Genomic DNA, 19,861 nt, shown 5'->3' with positions numbered 1-19,861 from the left:
GGGAACGATCGCCCGATAGCAAGGTGCTGGAGGATCCGTGGACCTGTCCCTGTCGACTCGCAATGTGACCGGCGCTGGTGGTGACCGTACGGTCGTCGAGGTCGGTGGCGAGATTGATGTGTATACCGCGCCCAAGCTGCGCGAGCAGTTGGTCGAGTTGGTGAACGACGGCAGCTACCACCTGGTCGTCGACATGGAGGGAGTGGACTTCCTCGACTCCACCGGCCTCGGTGTGCTCGTCGGCGGCCTGAAGCGCGTTCGCGCGCACGAGGGCTCGCTGCGTCTGGTCTGCAACCAGGAGCGCATTCTCAAGATTTTCCGGATCACGGGTCTCACCAAGGTGTTCCCGATCCACACCTCGGTCGACGAGGCCGTCAACGCCGTCGACTGAGCCCAGGGGGTTCGCATGGCCACCGTTGAACTCCGCTTCAGCGCTCAGCCGGAGCACGTCCGCACGGCCCGCCTGGTGGCGGCCGCGGTCGCGCGCCGGGCGGGTGTGGACGAGGCGGTCCTCGACGAGGTGCGTCTCGCTGTGGGTGAGGCCTGTTCCCGTGCGGTCGGGCTGCATCGCAGCAACGACGTCATGACCCCCATCCGGGTCGTCTTGACCGAGGAGGAGAAGACGTTCTCCATCGAGGTCGGCGACGAGGTTCCGGGTGCGGGGGTGGCGGCGGCCGATGCCGCCGGCGTCCCCGGCGCGCGGGCCTCGGCCCCGGCCGAGGACTTCGACGACGCCGACGGCGAGGACGAGATGGGGCTCGCGGTGATCCGCGGGCTGGTCGACGACGTCGAGGTGAGCGCCGGCGAGGACGGCGGCACCATCCGGATGACGTGGCCGGTGAGCTCGGCGGACATCCTGTCCTGACCCCGTAGACGTACGAATCTTGACCCGTACACGTACGAATCCTGACCGCGTGCACGTACGAAGGCGAGAGGCCCTGCAATCGCAGGGCCTCTCGCCTTTTCCGCGGGTTCTCCGGGTGCCCTCGCCCACGAAGTGGTGCATCCCCGTATGTGCCGGTTCGTCTCCCTATGATCCGTCCCCATGTACCCCACAACGCTCGCCGCGGCGGTGCTCACGAGCGGGAACCGGACGATCGTGATCGTCGTCGCGGCCGTCGCCCTCGCCGCGCTGATCGTCGCGCGGCTCCTCGTCCGCCAGGTGCTCGCGGCCGGTGAGGGCACCGAGAGGATGCGGGAGATCGCGGCCGCCGTGCAGGAGGGCGCCAACGCCTACCTCGCGCGGCAGCTGCGGACCCTCGCCGTCTTCGCGGCCGCCGTGTTCTTCCTGCTGATGCTGCTGCCCGCCGACAACTGGTCGCAGCGTGCCGGACGTTCCCTGTTCTTCCTGGTCGGGGCGCTGTTCTCGGCGGTCACCGGCTACCTCGGCATGCGGCTGGCCGTACGGGCCAACGTGCGGGTCGCCGCCGCGGCCAGGGAGGCCACCCCCGCGCCGGGCGAACCCGAGAGGGACCTGAACGAGGTCGCGCACCGGGCCATGCGGATCGCGTTCCGCACGGGCGGGGTCGTCGGCATGTGCACGGTCGGCCTCGGACTGCTCGGGGCCTCCTGCGTCGTCCTCGTCTACGCCGCCGACGCGCCCAAGGTCCTGGAGGGATTCGGGCTCGGCGCCGCGCTCATCGCCATGTTCATGCGCGTGGGCGGCGGCATCTTCACCAAGGCCGCCGACGTCGGCGCCGACCTCGTCGGCAAGGTCGAGAAGGGCATCCCCGAGGACGACCCGCGCAACGCCGCCACCATCGCCGACAACGTGGGCGACAACGTCGGGGACTGCGCCGGCATGGCCGCCGACCTCTTCGAGTCGTACGCCGTGACCCTGGTCGCCGCGCTCATCCTCGGCAAGGCGGCCTTCGGCGACCACGGCCTCGCGTTCCCCCTGATGGTGCCCGCGATCGGCGTGGTCACCGCCGTGATCGGCATCCTCACGGTCGCCCCGCGGCGCGCCGACCGCGGGGGGATGAGCGCGATCAACCGCGGATTCCTGGTCTCGGCGGTCATCTCGCTGGCGCTCGTCGCCGTCGCCGCCTTCGTGTACCTGCCGTCCTCGTACGCCGAGCTCGAGGGCGTCACGGAGCCGGGCATCCACCGCCACGCCGGCGACCCGCGGGTCCTCGCCCTGGTCGCGGTCGCCCTCGGCATCGTCCTCGCCGCGCTCATCCAGCAGCTCACCGGCTACTTCACCGAGACGAGCCGGCGGCCGGTCCGGGACATCGGCAGGTCCTCGCTCACCGGCCCCGCCACCGTCGTCCTCGCGGGCGTGGCGCTCGGCATGGAGTCCGCCGTCTACACGGCCCTGCTGATCGGGCTCACCGTCTACGGGGCGTTCCTGCTCGGCGGCGCCTCGATCATGCTCGCGCTGTTCGCGGTGGCCCTCGCCGGGACGGGCCTGCTCACCACCGTCGGGGTCATCGTCGCCATGGACACCTTCGGTCCGGTCGCCGACAACGCCCAGGGCATCGCGGAGATGTCCGGGGACGTCACGGGGGCGGGCGCGCAGGTCCTCACCGATCTGGACGCCGTGGGCAACACCACGAAGGCCATCACCAAGGGCATCGCCATCGCCACCGCCGTCCTGGCGGCCTCGGCGCTCTTCGGCTCGTACCGCGACGCCATCGCGACCTCGGTCGCAGACGTCGGGGAGTTCGGGGTGAGGCTGAGCGAGGTGACGCTCTCGATGGACATCTCGCAGCCCAACAACCTCTTCGGGCTGATCCTCGGCGCGGCCGTCGTCTTCCTCTTCTCGGGACTCGCGATCAACGCCGTGTCCCGGTCGGCCGGATCGGTCGTCTACGAGGTGCGGCGGCAGTTCCGCGAACACCCCGGGATCATGGACTTCACCGAGAAGCCGGAGTACGGGCGGGTCGTCGACATCTGCACCAAGGACGCGCTGCGCGAACTCGCCACGCCAGGGCTGCTCGCCGTGATGGCCCCGATCGCCGTCGGCTTCTCGCTCGGCGTCGGCCCGCTCGGCGCGTACCTCGCCGGGGCGATCGGTACGGGCGCGCTGATGGCGGTCTTCCTCGCCAACTCCGGTGGCGCCTGGGACAACGCGAAGAAGCTGGTCGAGGACGGGAACCACGGCGGCAAGGGCAGCGAGGCGCACGAGGCGACCGTCATCGGGGACACGGTCGGCGACCCGTTCAAGGACACGGCGGGCCCGGCGATCAACCCGCTCCTGAAGGTGATGAACCTGGTCGCGCTGCTCATCGCCCCGGCCGTCGTGCGGTTCAGCTACGGCGGTGACGCGAGCCCCGGACTGCGGGCGGCGGTCGCCGCGGTCGCGCTCCTCGTCGTGGTCGGCGCGGTCCGGGCATCCAAGAAGCGTTCGGTGGAAGTGTCCTGACGTGGCGTCCGTCTCATTTCCCGGACGTTTACGGGGTGGTCGTGAGGTTCATCCCTTGGTTCAAAAGGATTCAAAATGGGATGAATCTATCGCCCGTAAGGTGGAAGTAGCCCGTTCGGCGTGTATGTTCCGGGGCCGAGAGCCTTGGAAGGGACCGATCCGTTGAACAAGAAGCTTGCGGCCGCACTGTCCGGCGGCGCGGTACTGGTGCTCGCGCTGTCCGGTTGCAGCAGTGACGAGGGCGACAAGGTGGGTGACTGGGCGAAGACCTTCTGCGACCAGGCCAAGCCCCAGATCCAGAAGCGGGCCGACGCCCACCAGATCATCATCTCGACCGCCGCCGACAGCAAGCCGGCCGAGATCAAGGCGGCCGACTCGCAGGCGTTCCAGGACATCGCGAACGCCGACCGCGCCCTCGCCAAGGCCGTCGAGGCCGCCGGGGCCCCGCCCGTCCAGAACGGCGAGACGGTCCAGCAGGACGCGATCAAGGAGCTCAACGCCACCGCGCTGGCCTACGAGGGGCTCAAGAAGCAGGTCGACGCGCTGGACGCGACGAACCAGCAGAAGTTCGCGGACGGTCTCCAGGGCGTCGCCGACGGCCTGACCAAGATCGAGAAGATGGACCAGAACGCCCTGTCCAAGCTGGAGGAGGGCGAGCTGGGCCAGGCGATGGCCAAGCAGCCCGGCTGCCAGAAGCCCACGGCCTCGGTCCCGCCGAAGACCTCCGCCTCCCCGAACGCCGGCGGCACCTCCGACTCCGGTTCCTCGACCCCGACGAAGACGCCGTCCGCCACGCCGAGCAAGAAGGCGACGGCCGCCACCAAGAGCGAGTAGCAGCCTGGGCCGATCGGGCCGGCGGCGGCGCCGATCGGCCCGGCGGTGGCGGCGATGCGGCCCGGCGGTGGCGGCGATTCGGCCCGGCGGTGCCGGTGATGCGGCCCGGCGGTGGCGGCGATCGGCCGTGCGCCGCCGGGTCGGCCGCCCGGATGTCGGTGGCGGCCGTCACAATGGAGCGGTGAGTACGACCAGCCTGCCTTCCCGCCTCCCGGTGCCCGCGCACGCCACCCGTCTGCGCGAGGCCCTGCTCGCCGCCGACTTCACCGCCGACGGCCTGCTCGACCTGCTCGGCGCCCCGGCCTACGCGGCGCTCGCCCGCAGCGAGACCGTCCCCGCCCTGCGCGCCACCCGCGGTGACTCCCCGCTGGAGACCCTCGTCCGGCTCTTCCTGCTCCAGGAGCCCGTCCCTGCCGACCGGGCGGCCGCCGCGCTCCCGCTGGACGAGGCCCTCGCCGACGGCTGGGTGGTCCGCGAGGACGGCACCGTGCTCGCCACGGTCGACGTCCGGCCGTACGGCGGGCCGGACGGCGAGGACTGGTTCATCGTCTCCGACCTGGGCTGCGCCGTCGGCGGCGCAGGCGGTATCGGCAAGAAGGAGGAGGGCGTCGTCCTCGGCGTCGGCGGTGCCTCCACCACCCTCGCCGGCATCACGGTCCGTACGCCGGTCTCCTCCGCGCTCGACCTCGGCACCGGCTCCGGCATCCAGGCGCTGCACGCCGCCCAGCACGCCACCCTGGTCACCGCCACCGACCTCAACCCGCGCGCCCTGGACTTCACCCGGCTCACCCTCGCCCTCTCCGGGGCCCGGGAGGCCGAGCTGCTGACCGGCTCGCTCTACGAGCCCGTCGACGGCGACACGTACGACCTGATCGTCTCCAACCCGCCGTTCGTGATCTCCCCCGGCGCCGGACTCACCTACCGCGACGGCGGGATGAGCGGCGACGACCTGTGCCGCACGCTCGTCCAGCAGGCCGGGGAGCGGCTCAACGACGGCGGGTACGCCCAGTTCCTCGCCAACTGGCAGCACGTCGAGGGCGAGGAGTGGCAGGAGCGGCTCCGGTCCTGGGTGCCGCGCGGCTGCGACGCCTGGATCGTGCAGCGCGAGGTCCAGGACATCACCCAGTACACGGAGCTCTGGCTGCGGGACAGCGGCGACCACCGCGGCGACCCGGACGCCTACCGGGCGGCGTACGACCGCTGGCTCGACGAGTTCGAGGCGGGCAAGACCCGCGCGATCGGCTTCGGCTGGATCACCATCCGGCGCAGCCAGGCCGTGGCCTCCGGCGCGGTCGAGCCCTCGATCGTCCTGGAGGAGTGGCCGCACCCCGTCGAGCAGCCCCTCGGCCCCACCGTCCGCGCCCACTTCGAGCGCCAGGACTACCTGCGCCGCCACGACGACGCCGCGCTCCTCGCCGACCGGTTCACGCTCGCGCCCGAGGTGGTGCAGGAGCAGGTCGGGATGCCCGGCGCCGAGGACCCGGAGCACGTGGTGCTCCGGCAGAACCGCGGCATGCGCCGCGCCACCAAGGTCGACCACGTCGGCGCCGGTTTCGCCGGCGTGTGCGACGGCACGCTCAGCGCCGGCCGCATCCTCGACGCGATCGGGCAGCTCATGGGCGAGGACCCGGTGATGCTGCGGGACCGCACCCCGCAGGCGATCCGGTTGCTCGTCGAGGAGGGCTTCCTCATCCCCGACTCCCTGCTCCCCGGCGCCACGCCGCCGGTGGCCGAAGGGAGCGGTGCTTGATACGGATCGAGCTGGACGAGGCGTCGCTCGGGGCGACCCGGATCGCGATCAGCCCGCTGCGCGACGCGTTCTGCTCGATGCACCTCGCGCAGCCCCACCGGCACCCTTCCTGGCCCTACCAGGAGTGGATCGGGCAGGCGCGCGAGGTGTGGCGCGAGGACGACCGGCTCCGCCCGCTGTGGGACCTGTTCGTCAGGGAGCGGCACGAGGTCTCCGACTTCCTGCTGCCCCGGCCCTTCGGCACGGTCCACGTCCACGAGGAGCTCGCCGCGCTCCGGGCCACCGACCCGGAGTTCGTCCGCGCGCAGGCGGCCCTCTGTTACCCGGACCTGCTCGACGCGCCCTTCCTCCAGCCGTACCTGAAGGACCCGGAGGCCGCCTGCGCGGCGCTCGCCGACGCGTACGCCGCGTACTGGGAGGGCGCGATCGAGCCGTACTGGCCGACGATGCGTCGGCTCGTCGAGGACGAAGTGCTCGTCCGGGCCAGGACGTTCGCGACCGAGGGCGTCGACGCGCTGTTCGCGGGCCTGGAGACCCGGGGACGGTGGCAGCCGCCCGTACTCGAACTGACCAAGCACATCGACGCCGAGTACGCGCCCGGCGAGCGGCGCCTCGTCCTCGTGCCGCTGGTCTTCGCCGAGGGCTGCCGGCTCTACTCCACCGACGACCCCGAGGTCTTCGCCCTCAGCTTCCAGGCCCGGGGCGCCGGAGCCCTGCGCGAACCGGCCGAGCCCGCGGCCGAGGACCGGCTCGGGCTGATGCTCGGCCGAGGCAGGGCCGCGGTCCTGCGCGAGCTGGGCGGGCCCCTGACCACGGCCGGTCTCGCCGACCGGCTCGGCCTGGCGCCCAGCACCGTCTCCGAGCACCTCTCGGTGCTCGCGGAGGCCGGCGTCGTGACCCGCCACCGCGTCGGGCGCTCCGTGTACTACCAGTTGACGGACACGGGCCGTTCCCTGCTCGCCCTGCTCACCGGGGAGGACGTCCTCACGGCCGTGGCCTGAGCCCGGCGTACGAGCGACGATTCGGGGCCTCCCGAATCGATGGCCCGGCCCTCCCGCCTGCTCCTACCGTCCGGCGCATGCTCGCAATCGAGGCGGACGCGCTGCGCCGCACCTACACCAGCAGGACCGGGTGGCCGCGGTCCCGGCGGACCGAGACCGAGGCCGTGCGCGGGGTCACCTTCGAGGTGGCGCCCGGGGAGCTGTTCGGCCTGCTCGGGCCCAACGGCGCCGGCAAGACCACCACCATCAAGATGCTCAACACCCTGCTCCTGCCGACCTCCGGCACCGCCCGGGTGTTCGGCCACGACGTGGCCCGCGACCCCGTCGCCGTACGCCGCAGGATCGGGTACGTCTTCGGCGGCGACCGCGGCCTGTACGACCGGCTCTCCGCCCTCGACAACCTCCGCTACTTCGCCGAGCTGTACGGCGTCGGCGCCCGCGACCAGAAACGGCGCATCGCCGAACTCCTCGACCTCGTCGGCCTGGTGGGCCGCGAGAAGGAACGGGTCGAGGGCTACTCGCGCGGCATGCGCCAGCGCCTCCACATCGCCCGCGGGCTGCTCCACCACCCCGACGTCCTCTTCCTCGACGAGCCGTCCATCGGCGTCGACCCCGTCGCCGCCCGCGATCTGCGCCGCACGGTCGCCGACCTGGCCGCCGCCGGCACCACCGTCCTCCTCACCACCCACTACATGGCCGAGGCCGATGAACTCTGCGACCGGATCGCCGTCATCGCGGGCGGCCGCGTCCGCGCCCTCGGCACCCCCGGCAGCCTCAAGTCCCTCGTACGGGAAAGGGACGTGCTGGAGATCGAGGCGTACGGCGTGGACGCGGAACGGCTCGACCGGGTACGGCGCGTGCCCGGCGTCCGGGGCGTGTCGGCCGAGGACCGGGGCGCCCTGCAGACCGTCACCGTGCAGACCGGACGCGGCGCCTCCGATCTGCACGGACCCGTCCTCGCCGCCCTCGACGGCGTACGGATCGGCCGGGTCACGAGCCGCGAACCGTCCCTGGAGGACGCCTACATCGCGATCGTCGAGGAGGCCACGGGGAAGTCCGGATCCACGTCCGGGGACGTGCACGGCGGCGTGCACGGAGGCGTGTCCGAGGGAGTCTCCGCGTGACGCGCCTTCCACGGCTGATCCTCGTCGGGGTGCGCACCCACGTCTCGTACATGTCGCGCTCCCCGATCGAGATCACCTTCGCCGTCCTCGTCCCGCTCGTCTACGCGACCCTCGCCGTCTACCTGTTCCGTGCCGCGGGCGACCCGGACCGGCTGCTCACCGCCTCCGTGGGCGCCGGACTCATGGGCATCTGGGGCTCGGTGCTCTTCGGCTCGGGCGGCGCCGTGCAGAACCAGCGCTGGCTCGGCACCCTGGAGACCCTCGTCGTCGCGCCGACGCCGCTCGCGCTCGTCCTCCTCCCCATCACCCTCGCGACCGCCGTCATCGGCACGTACGCGATGGGCGCCACCGTCCTGTGGGGCGTCCTGCTCTTCGACGTGCCGCTCGACTTCGCGCACCCGCTGCTCTTCCTCGTCGCCGTCCCGGTCTGTGTCCTCTCCCTCGGCATGACGGGGCTGCTGCTGGCCGCCACGTTCGTCCTGCTCCGCAACGCCAACGCCCTCGCCAACCCGCTCGACACCCCCGTCTGGCTGCTGTCCGGGCTGCTCGTGCCCATCACCGTGCTGCCCGCCTGGACCCACCCGATCTCCTGGGCGCTGCCCACCACCTGGGGCGCCCGGGCCGTGCACGCCGCGACCTCCGGCGGGGACGTGCTCACGCCGCTGCTCACCGCCGTCGCGCTCGGCGCCGGATACGCCCTCGCCGCCGTCCTCGTCCTCGGGCGGGTGGAACGCCGGGCACGCGCCGCCGCCACCCTCGCCCTCACCTGAAAGGCCACCGTCGGATGTTCCGCTTCCGGTGCCGGCTCCTCGGCTTCCGCTTCCACGCCTCCTCCCGGCTGCTCGTGGTCGGCGGGGCGATCTCCTACCGGGCGCTCTTCAACTGGACCACCCCGCCGATGTTCATCGGAACGCTCCTGGTCGGACCGCTTCTCCAGGTTTTCTTCTTCGTCTTCCTGGGGAGGGAACTGGGTGTCGCCGACGATCGTTTCCACCTTGTCGGCAACGCCGTTCTCGCAGCTTCCGCCTCCTGCGTGTACGGCGGCACGATGGCCGTCGCCAACGAGCGCCGGTACGGCACCCTCGGGGCCGTCCTGCTCTCGCCCCGCCGCCGTGTCCCCCTGTGGCTCGGACGAGCCCTCCCGTACGTCCTCAACGGGCTGTTCGTCAGCGCCTTCGTGCTCACTGTCGCCGCGCTCGTCCTCGGGCTGCCCGTCCCCGCCGGGTCGCTGCCCGGGCTCGGTCTGGTGCTGCTCGTCGCGGCGGGCGCCTGCTCGGCCTTCGGGCTCGCGCTCGGGGCGCTCGGGCTGCGTTTCCGGGACGTGTTCCTCGTGTCGAACGTGGCCAGCTCCGTGCTGCTGCTCCTGACCGGCGCCGCCGTGCCCCGGGAGACGCTGCCGGAGTGGATGCGGGCCGCCGGCGAGCTGTTGCCGCTCACGCACGCGGCGGACGCGGCGCGCGGGCTGACCGCCGGCGCCGGCCTGGACGGGCGCCTGCTCGGGGCCGAACTCGCGGTCGGCGCCGGATGGGGGCTGCTCGCCGTCGTCCTCCTCGCGGTCTTCGAGCGGGGGAGCCGACGCCGGGCGACGCTCGACGTGATGTGACGGCGGGACGTGATGTGACGGCAGGACGCGATGTGACGGCAGGAGGTGATGTGACGAAGCTCGAAGTGATGGGACGACAGAGGAAGGAGGGGCGGGGGAGGGCCCCGGGGCAGATCACTACCGGCCATCCTCGTGAACCCGTACCCGCACGGCCCGCTCCGTTCACCCGGAGTTCGCGCCTTCGATGCCCGGGGGTGTCAGCCTCGGCGGCGAGAGGCGAACACCGCACGTGAACGGAACGGGGTACGGGCATGGAGAGCGGGCCGGCGATCTTCGCGGGGACGGCGTTCACGCTGTTCGGAGGCGCGCTGCTGCTGTGGACCACCGTGCGGGCGCTGCACGGCCAGCCCGTGGCGCACGGGGTCGCGCCGCGTACCGCCGTCGCGCTGACGAGCCTCTCGGGGGCCGCCTCCCTCCTCCTCGGCGTCTGGTGCTTCGGCCGCCTCTGAGTCCGGCTCGCCGTCCGGCCCCGGACCCTCCCCGGGTTCCGCTCCCGGAGCGTTTGTGATCTCTCCGACATGTCCCCCACCGCGCCGGTCCGGGAGTCCGGGCGGCAGGAATGCCAGGACTCGGGTTACCGTTCGAGTGGCCGTTGCGGGCTTTCGCCGTTTGACACGGGGGCGGGTTGTACCGTCACACTCCGCAGCGACGGGAGCGTCACCGTCCGTGCGCTGCCGTGCGTGCCAGTGCCGTACGTGCCAGAGAGTGTCGATCCGGAGAGAAGAGCGAAGTTGTCCCCGACCAGCGAGACCGCACACGGCGGCCGCCGACTCGTCATCGTCGAGTCGCCTGCCAAGGCGAAGACGATCAAGGGCTACCTCGGCCCCGGCTACGTCGTCGAGGCGAGCGTCGGGCACATCCGCGACCTCCCCTCCGGTGCCGCCGAGGTGCCGGAGAAGTACACCGGCGAGGTGCGCCGCCTCGGGGTCGACGTCGAGCATGACTTCCAGCCCATCTACGTCGTCAACGCCGACAAGAAGGCGCAGGTCAGGAAGCTCAAGGAGCTCCTCGCCGAGTCCGACGAACTCTTCCTCGCCACCGATGAGGACCGCGAGGGCGAGGCCATCGCGTGGCACCTCCAGGAAGTCCTGAAGCCCAAGGTCCCCGTCCACCGGATGGTCTTCCACGAGATCACCAAGGACGCGATCCGCGAGGCCGTCGCCAACCCGCGCGAGCTGAACCAGCGCATGGTCGACGCCCAGGAGACCCGCCGCATCCTCGACCGGCTGTACGGCTACGAGGTCTCGCCGGTCCTGTGGAAGAAGGTCATGCCGCGGCTGTCCGCCGGCCGCGTGCAGTCCGTCGCCACCCGTCTCGTCGTCGAGCGGGAGCGCGAGCGCATCGCCTTCCGCTCCGCCGAGTACTGGGACCTCACCGGCACCTTCGGCACCGGCCGCACCGGTGACGCCTCCGACCCGTCCTCGCTGGTCGCGCGCCTCGCGACGGTCGACGGCATGCGGGTCGCGCAGGGCCGTGACTTCGGCGCGGACGGTCAGCTGAAGACCGCGAACGTGCTCCAGCTGGACGAGGAGAAGGCGCGGGCGCTGGCCGCCGCGCTCGCCGACACGGCGTTCTCCGTCCGCTCGGTCGAGTCGAAGCCGTACCGCCGCTCCCCGTACGCCCCCTTCCGGACCACGACCCTCCAGCAGGAGGCGAGCCGCAAGCTGGGCTTCGGTGCGAAGGCGACCATGCAGGTGGCGCAGAAGCTGTACGAGAACGGCTTCATCACCTACATGCGTACGGACTCCACGATCCTCTCCGACACCGCCGTCGCGGCGGCCCGGGCGCAGGTCACGCAGCTGTACGGCGCGGACTACCTGCCGGAGAAGCCGCGCGTCTACGCGGGCAAGGTCAAGAACGCGCAGGAGGCGCACGAGGCGATCCGGCCTTCGGGTGATCGTTTCCGCACCCCGGCCGAGACCGGCCTCACGGGCGACCAGTTCAAGCTGTACGAGCTGATCTGGAAGCGGACCGTCGCCTCCCAGATGAAGGACGCGACCGGCAACTCGGTCACCGTGAAGATCGGCGGCCGGGCGGCCGACGGCCGGGACGCCGAGTTCAGCGCGTCCGGCAAGACGATCACCTTCCACGGCTTCATGAAGGCGTACGTGGAGGGGGCCGACGACCCGAACGCGGAGCTCGACGACCGCGAGCGGCGCCTGCCGCAGGTCGCCCAGGGCGACGCGCTGACCGCCGAGGAGATCACGGCGGACGGCCACGCGACCAAGCCGCCGGCCCGCTACACCGAGGCCTCGCTGGTCAAGGAGCTGGAAGAGCGCGAGATCGGCCGCCCGTCGACGTACGCCTCGATCATCGGCACCATCCTCGACCGCGGCTACGTCTTCAAGAAGGGCACGGCGCTCGTCCCGTCCTTCCTGAGCTTCGCCGTCGTCAACCTCCTGGAGAAGCACTTCGGGCGGCTCGTCGACTACGACTTCACCGCCCGCATGGAGGACGACCTCGACCGCATCGCCCGCGGCGAGGCCCAGTCCGTGCCGTGGCTGAAGCGTTTCTACTTCGGTGAGGGCGAGTCCGGCGGTACGGGCGGCGCGGCGGACGCCGGGAACGGCGACGGCGACCACCTCGGCGGCCTCAAGGAGCTCGTCACCGACCTCGGCGCGATCGACGCGCGCGAGATCTCCTCGTTCCCCGTCGGCAACGGCATCGTGCTCCGCGTCGGCCGCTACGGCCCGTACGTCGAGCGCGGTGAGAAGGAGCAGGAGGGCCACCAGCGGGCCGACGTGCCCGACGACCTCGCGCCCGACGAGCTGACCGTCGAGCTCGCCGAGGAGCTGCTCGCCAAGCCGAGCGGCGACTTCGAGCTGGGCACCGACCCCGTCAGCGGGAACCAGATCGTCGCCAAGGACGGCCGCTACGGCCCGTACGTGACGGAGATCCTGCCCGAGGGCACCCCGAAGACCGGCAAGAACGCGGTGAAGCCGCGCACGGCCTCCCTCTTCAAGTCGATGGCTCTCGACACCGTCACCCTGGAGGACGCGCTCCGGCTGATGTCCCTGCCGCGGGTCGTCGGCACGGACGCCGAGGGCGTCGAGATCACCGCGCAGAACGGCCGCTACGGCCCGTACCTGAAGAAGGGCACGGACTCGCGGTCGCTCACGGACGAGGAGCAGCTCTTCACGATCACGCTCGAAGAGGCCCTCGCGATCTACGCCCAGCCGAAGCAGCGGGGCCGGGCCGCGGCCAAGCCGCCGCTGAAGGAGCTGGGCACGGACCCGGTCAGCGAGAAGCCCGTGGTCGTCAAGGACGGGCGGTTCGGCCCGTACGTGACGGACGGCGAGACCAACGCCACCCTGCGCACCGGCGACAGCGTGGAGACGATCACGCCGGAGCGCGGCTACGAGCTGCTCGCCGAGAAGCGCGCCAAGGGACCGGCGAAGAAGGTCGCCAAGAAGGCCCCGGCGAAGAAGACGGCCACGAAGACGGCGGCCAAGAAGACCACGGCCGCGAAGAAGACCGCCGCGAAGAAGACGACGACGGCGAAGACGGCCACGGCGAAGAAGACCGCCGCCACGAAGACGGCGGCGGCCAAGCCCGAGTGACCCTGGTAGGGGGGTGGGAGCGGTGCTCCCGCCCCCCTACGTTTGTTCGGGCGCGGGCCGCCGGGAGCAAGCCGTCCGGATAGGGTGGACGGATGACGCGAGCAGAGCAGCCAGACCGCCTGGGCGATTCCGACACGGCACTCGTCGCGGATTCCCGGGAGCGCGCCGTACGCGCCCTCTTGCGCCATCAGCCGCTGCGCCGACTGTGGAGCGCCCACCTGGTCGGCAGCACCGGTGACGCGCTCGCCCTCCTCGTCCTCGTGCTCCTCGGCTATCAGGCGGCCGTCGCCGAGGGCGCGCTCGGGGGCGGCTACCGGGGAGCCGCGTTCGCCGTGGCCGCCGTCGTCGGCGCCCGCCTCCTCGCCTCGGTCCTCTTCGGGGCCGTGCTCCTCGGGCCGCTGACCGCGCTCACCGGGCCGTCCGGACCGCTCGACCGGCGCTGGACCATGATCGGAGCCGACGGGCTGCGGATCGCGCTGCTCGTCATCGCCCCGCTGTGGATCGACTGGGTCCCGGCCAGCGCCCTCTGGTACCTGCTCGGCACCGTCTTCGTCACCGGCGCGGCCGAACGCCTCTGGACCATCGGCCGCGAGGGCGCCGCGCCCGCGCTGCTGCCCGCCCCGCCGCTCGAGGGCGCCGCCGTACGGCCGCTGCCCGACCACCTCGGCGCGCTGCGCCGGCTGTCCCAGCGGACCTCCTTCCTCGCCGTTCCCGCCGCGGCCGCCGTGCTGCTCGTCGCCACCCTCGTCGGGAACCTGCTCGGCGCCGGCATCGACTGGTTCACGCTGCACCAGGCGGCGCTCGGCTCGTACGTCGCCGCCGGACTGTTCGCCGCGTCCGTCACCGTCCTGTACGCGATGGCGCTGCCCGGCGGGGCGACGCCCCGGCCCCGCTCGCCCCTGGAGGGCCTGCGCCGGCCGAAGACCGGCACCGACGAGGGCAAGGGCCGCACCGGCGTCCTGCCGCTGCTCGTCCTCGCCTCCGCCACCGTCGCCGGCGCGATCGCCGCGGCCGCGTCCCTCTCCGTGCTCCACGCGTACGACCTGGGCGGCGGGCCCGCCACGTACGCCCTCCTGATCCTGGCGCTGAGCGGCGCCACCGCCGTCGGCATCCGCACCGCGGGCTCCGTCCTGCCCGTGCTGTCCCGGCGCAGGCTGCTCGCCCTCGCGATCGCCGTCACCGGCGTCGCGCTGATCGCGATGGGCCTGGTCCCGGACACGGCGACCGTGCTGTTCCTCGCCGTCCTCGCCGGGTACGCGGCCGGGGTCGCCGCCAACACCGGCCACACCCTGATCGACCAGGAGACCGAGGAGCCCCGCCGGGCCCGGACCACCGAGCACCTCCAGGCCACCGCCCGCGTCGCCATGGGCATCGGCGCGCTCGCCGCCCCGCTGCTCGCCGCCGCGATCGGGCCGCACCGGCTCGCGTCCGGCGAGTTCGTCTTCGCGCACGGCGGCGCCGCCTTCACGCTCGCCCTCGTCGGCGCCCTGCTGCTGCCGGTCGCCGCGCTCGTCCTCGCGAAGACCGACGACCGGGCGGGCGTCCCGCTCCGCCGCGACCTGCGCGACGCGCTGCGCGGCTCCGACCCGGTCCAGGCTCCCTCCCCGACCGGCTTCTTCATCGCCCTGGAGGGCGGCGACGGCGCCGGCAAGTCCACGCAGGTCCAGGCGCTCGCCGAGTGGATCCGCGCCAAGGGCCACGAGGTCGTCGTCACCCGCGAGCCGGGTGCCACCCCGATCGGCAAGCGGCTCCGCTCGATCCTCCTCGACGTGTCGTCGGCGGGGCTCTCGAACCGCGCCGAGGCCCTGCTGTACGCGGCCGACCGCGCCGAACACGTGGACTCCCTGGTCCGCCCGGCCCTGGAGCGGGGCGCGATCGTCCTCTCCGACCGGTACATCGACTCGTCCGTGGCCTACCAGGGCGCGGGCCGCGACCTGTCCCCGACCGAGATCGCCCGCATCTCGCGCTGGGCGACCGACGGTCTCGTGCCGCATCTGACCGTCGTCCTCGACGTCTCCCCGGAGACCGCGAGGGAACGGTTCACCGAGGCTCCCGACCGGCTCGAGTCCGAGCCGCCGGAGTTCCACGCGCGCGTACGGGCCGGATTCCTCGCCCTCGCGGCCGCCGACCCCAGCCGCTACCTCGTCGTCGACGCCGGCCAGGAGCCCGAGGCCGTCACCACCGTCGTGCGCCACCGGCTCGACCGGATGCTGCCGCTCTCCGAGGCCGAGGTGAAGGCCGCGGAGGAGGCCCGCCGGAAGGCCGAGGAGGAGGCCCGGCGCCTGGCGGAGGAAGAGGCCGCCCGCAAGGCCGAGGAGGAGCGCCTGGAGCGCGAGCGCCAGGAGCAGCTCGCCAAGCTCCGTGCCGAGGAGGAGGAGCGCAAGCGCCGCGAGGAGGAGGAAGCGCGCCGCCTGGAGGCCGAGCGGAAGGCCGAGGAGGCCCGCCGGAAGGCCGAGGAGGAGCGTCTCGCGGCCGAGGAGGAGGCCCGGCGCGTCGCCGCCGAGGAGAAGGCCCGCAAGGAGGAAGAGGAGCGGCTCCGCAAGGAGGCCGAGGAGGAGGCCCGGCTCCGGGCCGAGGCCGAGGAGCGCCGCCTGGAGAAGCAGCGCAAGGCCGAGGAGGCCCTGCTGCGCGCCGAGGAGGCCCGCCGGATGGCCGAGGCCGCCGCGGCCGCGAAGGCCGCGGAGGAGGCGGCGGCGAGGGCCGCCGCCGAGAAGCTCGCCGCCGAGGCCGCCGCCAAGGCCGCGGCGGAGCGTGCGGCCGCCGAGCGCGCCGCGGCGGAGATCGCCGCCGCGCAGCGTGCCGAGGCGGCGAAGGCGGCCCGCGAGAAGGCCGCCCGGGAACGCGAGGCCGCGGAGAAGGCCGCCGCCGAGCGGACGGCCGCGGCGGAGCGGGCCGCCAGGGCCACGGAGGTCTCGGCGAACGAGGTCACCGTGCCGACCCCGATCGTGAAGCCGGACGCGCCGGCCGTCTCGCCGGACGAGGTCACCGTCGAGACCCCGATCGTGCGTTCGGAGGCCGACGAGACCGCCGTCCTGCCGCAGATCCGGGACCCGCGGGGCGTCGACGAGACCGCCGTGCTGCCTTCCGTACGGGACCGGGCCTCCGACCCTGCCGACCGGGTGCCGCCGGGCATCTTCCGCGACGAGCGCGACGGGCGCGACGGGCGCGACGAGCCTCACGGGGCGAACGACCGGACCCGCGAGCTGCCCCAGCTCGACGAGAACGGCCGCCCGCGCCGCCGCTCCGACTGGGCGGAGGAGACCCCGCTCGACGACCTCCCGACCCTCGCGGACGAGCTGTTCGGCCCGCACGAGGACGAGGACGAGGGCCCGCGCCGACGTCGCTGAGCCGGAGTGGGGGTGTAGCTGGCTCCACCCCCACTCCGGTAGCCCGCCCCATCCCGCTGTGACCTGCGCTTTTCTAGCGTTGCCGGTATGACGACGACAGCAGTGACGGAGAGCGGGGCAGCCCTCGCACTGGACGGGGTGAGCCGCGTGTACGGCGGCGGGGCGCCCGCGCTCGACGGGATCGACCTGGTCGTGCCGCGCGGGCGTCTCGTGGCCGTGATGGGCCGATCGGGCTCCGGCAAGTCCACCCTGCTGCGCTGCGCGGCCGGGCTCGAACGGCCGACGGCCGGGCGGGTGCGGATCGGGGGCACCGACCTCGCCTCCCTGAAGGCGACCGCTCTGACCCGGCTCCGGCGCGACCGGATCGGGTTCGTCTTCCAGTCGCTCAACCTCGTCTCCGCCCTGAACGTGCGGGAGAACGTCACCCTGCCGCTGCTCCTCGCCGGGGCCCGCGAAGGCCGGGCGCTCGACGCCCTCGCCCTGGCCGGTCTCGACGCCGTGGGGCTCGCCGACCGGGCCGAGGACCGGCCCGAGAGCCTCTCCGGCGGCCAGCGGCAGCGGGTCGCGATCGCCCGCGCCCTGGTCAACGAGCCCGAGGTCGTCTTCGCCGACGAGCCGACCGCCGCCCTCGACCCGGTCACGGCGTCCGGGGTCCTCGCCCTGCTGCGGCGCGCGGTCGACGAGCAGGGGCGCACGGTCGTCCTCGTCACCCACGACCCGGTCGCCGCCACCTGGGCGGACGAGGCCGTGTTCCTGGAGCACGGCCGGATCGCCGGCCGACTCGACCGCCCGGACGAGGAGCGCGTACGGGCGGCACTCGGCGTCCGTACGGAGACGGGTCGGCAGCCGGCGGTGGCGCGATGAGCCCGGGCGGGAACTCCGCCGTGCGGCTGCTGGCCGCCCGCTCGCTGCGGGCCCACCGCACGGCGTGGGCCGCCGTGTTCGCGGCCGTCGCCGTCACCTCCGCCCTGCTCGGCGCCCTGGCCCTCGCGCTGGGCTCCGCCGGACTCGGCCACGCGCGCGTGGAGCGGTACGCCGCCGCGCCCGTCGTCGTCGCCGGCGACCAGGAGGTCCGCTGGACGGTCGAGCCGTGGGGCAGCGAGCCGAGGACCGAGACGGTGGGCCTGACCGAGCGGGTACGGATTCCCGAGGCGGCGGTCGACGTCCTGAGGACCGTGCCCGGGGTACGGGAAGCGGTCCCCGACCGCACGTTCCGCGTACGGGAGCCGGACGGCACGCGCGCGTACCCCGGGCGCCCCTGGGAGGCGGCCCGGCTCGCCCCGTACCGGCTGACCGACGGACGGGAGCCCCGGCGGGCTGGGGAGACCGTCGTGGGAGCCGGGCTCGGCGCCGCCGTCGGGGACACCGTGGCCGGGCGGACGGTCGTCGGGGTGGCCGAAGGGCCCGCCGCGCTGTACGTCACGGCGGGGGAGGCGCGGCGGCTCGCCGGGCATCCCGGCACCGTCGACGCCGTCGGAGTCCTCGCCGAGCCCGGCATGCCCGTGGACACCCTCCACGCACGCGTACGGGCCGCCCTCGACACCGCAGGGCTGAAGGACACGGCGGCCGGGCAGCCGCTGCGGGCGCTGACCGGGAACGGCAGGGGCGGAGCCGAGCACCTCGGCGCGCCGCCCGCGCGCGCGGAACTGCTCCAGCTCCTCGCGGCCGTCGCCGCGAACGTCCTCCTCGTCGCCGTCCTCGTCCTCGCCTCGCTCGTCGCGCAGGCCCTCCAACAGCGCGCCGCGGAGCGGGAACTGCTGCTCTCGGTCGGTGCGACGCCCCGTCAGGTGCGGGGCGCGGCGGGCCGGGAGGTGGTCCGGGTGGCGGGTGCGGCGGCGCTGCTCGGCGCGCTCGCGTCCGTACCGGTGTTCCTGGTGCTGTGGTCGGTGCTGCGGGCCCGTACCGGAGTCGTACCGGAGGGCCTCGAACTGCCCGCCCCGCCCTGGCTGTTCGCCGCCGTCCTCGTCGCCGCCGCCCTCGTGGTGGGCATCGCGCGGCTCGTGGTCCTCTTCGCGGCGCGCCGGCCGGGACGCCCGGGGAAGGGCGGCGCCCGCCGTGGCGCCGGGCTCGTGCTGCTCGTGCTCGGCGCGGGCTCGGCCGGTACGGCCACGCTCCAGGGCGGCGACGCGGCCGCTGCCGCTGCCGGGGCGGCCACCGTGACGCTGGTCGCCGGGTGCGCGCTGCTCGGGCCGTGGATCGCGGGGGCCGCGATGACGGTCCTGGACCGGCCGTTCCGGAGGTTCGGCGGCGCCCCCGGGCGACTCACGGCCGCCGGTGCCGCCGCGCACTCGCGCCGGATCGGAGCCGCGCTCGTCCCCGTCGTCCTCGTCACCGCCTTCGCGGTCGTCCAGCTGTCGGCGGGCGCCACCATGGAGCGGGCCGCCGCCGCGCAGGCGCGCGCCGCGACCACCGCCGGCCTCGCCCACTCCGGCACGACGGCGGAGCGGGTGCGGCGGCTCCCGGGGGTGGACTCGGCCACGGACGTGCTGCGTTCGTCGGTGGTCCTGGCCCGCACGGAGGCCGGCTCGCCGCGCCTCGACCGGCTCCCCGTCCTCGGCGTGGACGCCGAGGGGCTCGCGGGCACGCTCGACCCGGGCGTCGTCGCGGGCGACCTGGCCGGACTCGCCGGGGCGGGCACGGTCGCGGTCGGGGCCGATATGGCCGACTCCCTTGAGGTGAAGCCGGGTTCGACGGTGGAGCTGCGGTTCGGCGACGGGGCGCAGAAGCGGCTCCGGGTGGTCGCGGTCTACGGACGCTCGCTCGCCCTCGGGGAGTTCCTGCTGCCGAAGGCCGAACTGGCCCCGCACATGAGCGATCCGTACCCCGCGCGCGTACTGGCGTCCGGCGTCCGTGGGACCGCCCCCGTCGCCCCCGAGGCGGTGACGCCCCCCGGGGCCGAGCTGAACGGGTTCGTCTCCGGCGGGATCGTCGCCGCGATCGGCGGCCTCACCCTCCTGTCCGTCCTCAGCACCCTCGCCCTGATCGGCGCCGGGCGGCGCGACGAACTGGGGCTGCTGCGTCAGGTCGGCGCCTCGGCGGGGCAGCTGCGCCGGATGCTCGGCCTGGAGGCGGGGTTCCTGACCGTGACGGGCCTCCTCGTCGGGCTCGTGGTGGGCGCGCTGCCGCTGACCGCGTTCGCCTGGGCGCTCACCGGCGGCCTGCCGTACCTGCCGCCCGCACAGGCCGGCACGATCGTGGGCACCGTCCTCGTCACGGTGGCGGCGGGCGTGTTCCTGCCGGTCGCCCGGACCGCTTCCAGGCGTTGAGGCAGACGAGTC

The 19,861-nt window shown here is 73.7% G+C and carries 14 protein-coding genes; all 14 read left to right on the top strand.

Annotated elements, in window-relative coordinates:
- Positions 1–37: 37 nt before the first annotated feature.
- Positions 38–391 (top strand): STAS domain-containing protein, encoded by a 354-nt coding sequence (locus tag GGE06_RS14635; protein ID WP_056569340.1) that lies wholly within the window; start codon positions 38–40, stop codon positions 389–391.
- Positions 392–406: 15 nt separating this feature from the next.
- The gene (locus GGE06_RS14630) at positions 407–865 is read left to right on the top strand and encodes an ATP-binding protein (protein ID WP_116160259.1); all 459 of its coding nucleotides are present in this window, start codon (positions 407–409) and stop codon (positions 863–865) included.
- A 180-nt stretch (positions 866–1,045) separates the two neighbouring features.
- The gene (locus tag GGE06_RS14625) at positions 1,046–3,364 is read left to right on the top strand and encodes a sodium-translocating pyrophosphatase (protein WP_116160260.1); all 2,319 of its coding nucleotides are present in this window, start codon (positions 1,046–1,048) and stop codon (positions 3,362–3,364) included.
- Between the two features lie 162 nt (positions 3,365–3,526).
- Positions 3,527–4,198: a small secreted protein gene (locus GGE06_RS14620; RefSeq protein WP_184931037.1), complete on the top strand. Its 672-nt coding sequence runs from the start codon at positions 3,527–3,529 to the stop codon at positions 4,196–4,198.
- Positions 4,199–4,379: 181 nt separating this feature from the next.
- Positions 4,380–5,948: a DUF7059 domain-containing protein gene (locus tag GGE06_RS14615; RefSeq protein WP_116160262.1), complete on the top strand. Its 1,569-nt coding sequence runs from the start codon at positions 4,380–4,382 to the stop codon at positions 5,946–5,948.
- Positions 5,945–6,949: an ArsR/SmtB family transcription factor gene (locus GGE06_RS14610; RefSeq protein ID WP_116160263.1), complete on the top strand. Its 1,005-nt coding sequence runs from the start codon at positions 5,945–5,947 to the stop codon at positions 6,947–6,949. The genes GGE06_RS14615 and GGE06_RS14610 overlap by 4 nt, the downstream gene beginning before the upstream one ends.
- Before the next feature lie 77 nt (positions 6,950–7,026).
- Positions 7,027–8,073, top strand: coding sequence for an ABC transporter ATP-binding protein (locus GGE06_RS14605; protein WP_246532564.1), 1,047 nt, complete (start codon positions 7,027–7,029; stop codon positions 8,071–8,073).
- Positions 8,070–8,843, top strand: a complete 774-nt coding sequence (locus tag GGE06_RS14600; RefSeq protein WP_116160264.1) for an ABC transporter permease — start codon at positions 8,070–8,072, stop codon at positions 8,841–8,843. Before GGE06_RS14605 ends, GGE06_RS14600 begins: the two co-directional genes overlap by 4 nt.
- A gap of 14 nt (positions 8,844–8,857) precedes the next feature.
- On the top strand, positions 8,858–9,676 hold the full coding sequence (locus tag GGE06_RS14595; protein ID WP_116160265.1) for an ABC transporter permease: 819 nt from the start codon (positions 8,858–8,860) through the stop codon (positions 9,674–9,676).
- Between the two features lie 251 nt (positions 9,677–9,927).
- Positions 9,928–10,125 (top strand): hypothetical protein, encoded by a 198-nt coding sequence (locus GGE06_RS14590; RefSeq protein ID WP_116160266.1) that lies wholly within the window; start codon positions 9,928–9,930, stop codon positions 10,123–10,125.
- Between the two features lie 282 nt (positions 10,126–10,407).
- On the top strand, positions 10,408–13,236 hold the full coding sequence (gene topA, locus GGE06_RS14585; RefSeq protein ID WP_184931036.1) for a type I DNA topoisomerase: 2,829 nt from the start codon (positions 10,408–10,410) through the stop codon (positions 13,234–13,236).
- Between the two features lie 92 nt (positions 13,237–13,328).
- Entirely contained in the window at positions 13,329–16,583 is a 3,255-nt protein-coding gene (tmk, locus tag GGE06_RS14580) for a dTMP kinase (protein WP_184931035.1), read from the top strand.
- An 87-nt stretch (positions 16,584–16,670) separates the two neighbouring features.
- A complete protein-coding gene (locus GGE06_RS14575) occupies positions 16,671–17,447 on the top strand; it encodes an ABC transporter ATP-binding protein (protein ID WP_116160269.1) in 777 nt (258 codons plus the stop codon).
- Complete coding sequence (locus tag GGE06_RS14570) at positions 17,444–19,849, top strand: FtsX-like permease family protein (RefSeq protein ID WP_184931034.1); 2,406 nt, start codon at positions 17,444–17,446, stop codon at positions 19,847–19,849. The genes GGE06_RS14575 and GGE06_RS14570 overlap by 4 nt, the downstream gene beginning before the upstream one ends.
- Positions 19,850–19,861 lie beyond the last annotated feature (12 nt).

It is taken from the genome of Streptomyces nymphaeiformis, from assembly GCF_014203895.1.
GTDB lineage: Bacteria > Actinomycetota > Actinomycetes > Streptomycetales > Streptomycetaceae > Streptomyces > Streptomyces nymphaeiformis.
This window is presented reverse-complemented; position numbering and strand designations above follow the sequence as displayed.

Excerpts from the sequence above, each read along its gene's own strand:
- GGE06_RS14630 (WP_116160259.1), top strand. The coding sequence starts at position 407 with ATGGCCACCGTTGAACTCCGCTTCAGCGCTCAGCCGGAGCACGTCCGC.
- GGE06_RS14625 (WP_116160260.1), top strand. The coding sequence starts at position 1,046 with ATGTACCCCACAACGCTCGCCGCGGCGGTGCTCACGAGCGGGAACCGG.
- GGE06_RS14605 (WP_246532564.1), top strand. The coding sequence starts at position 7,027 with ATGCTCGCAATCGAGGCGGACGCGCTGCGCCGCACCTACACCAGCAGG.
- GGE06_RS14595 (WP_116160265.1), top strand. The coding sequence starts at position 8,858 with ATGTTCCGCTTCCGGTGCCGGCTCCTCGGCTTCCGCTTCCACGCCTCC.
- GGE06_RS14590 (WP_116160266.1), top strand. The coding sequence starts at position 9,928 with ATGGAGAGCGGGCCGGCGATCTTCGCGGGGACGGCGTTCACGCTGTTC.
- tmk (WP_184931035.1), top strand. The coding sequence starts at position 13,329 with ATGACGCGAGCAGAGCAGCCAGACCGCCTGGGCGATTCCGACACGGCA.
- GGE06_RS14575 (WP_116160269.1), top strand. The coding sequence starts at position 16,671 with ATGACGACGACAGCAGTGACGGAGAGCGGGGCAGCCCTCGCACTGGAC.
- GGE06_RS14570 (WP_184931034.1), top strand. The coding sequence starts at position 17,444 with ATGAGCCCGGGCGGGAACTCCGCCGTGCGGCTGCTGGCCGCCCGCTCG.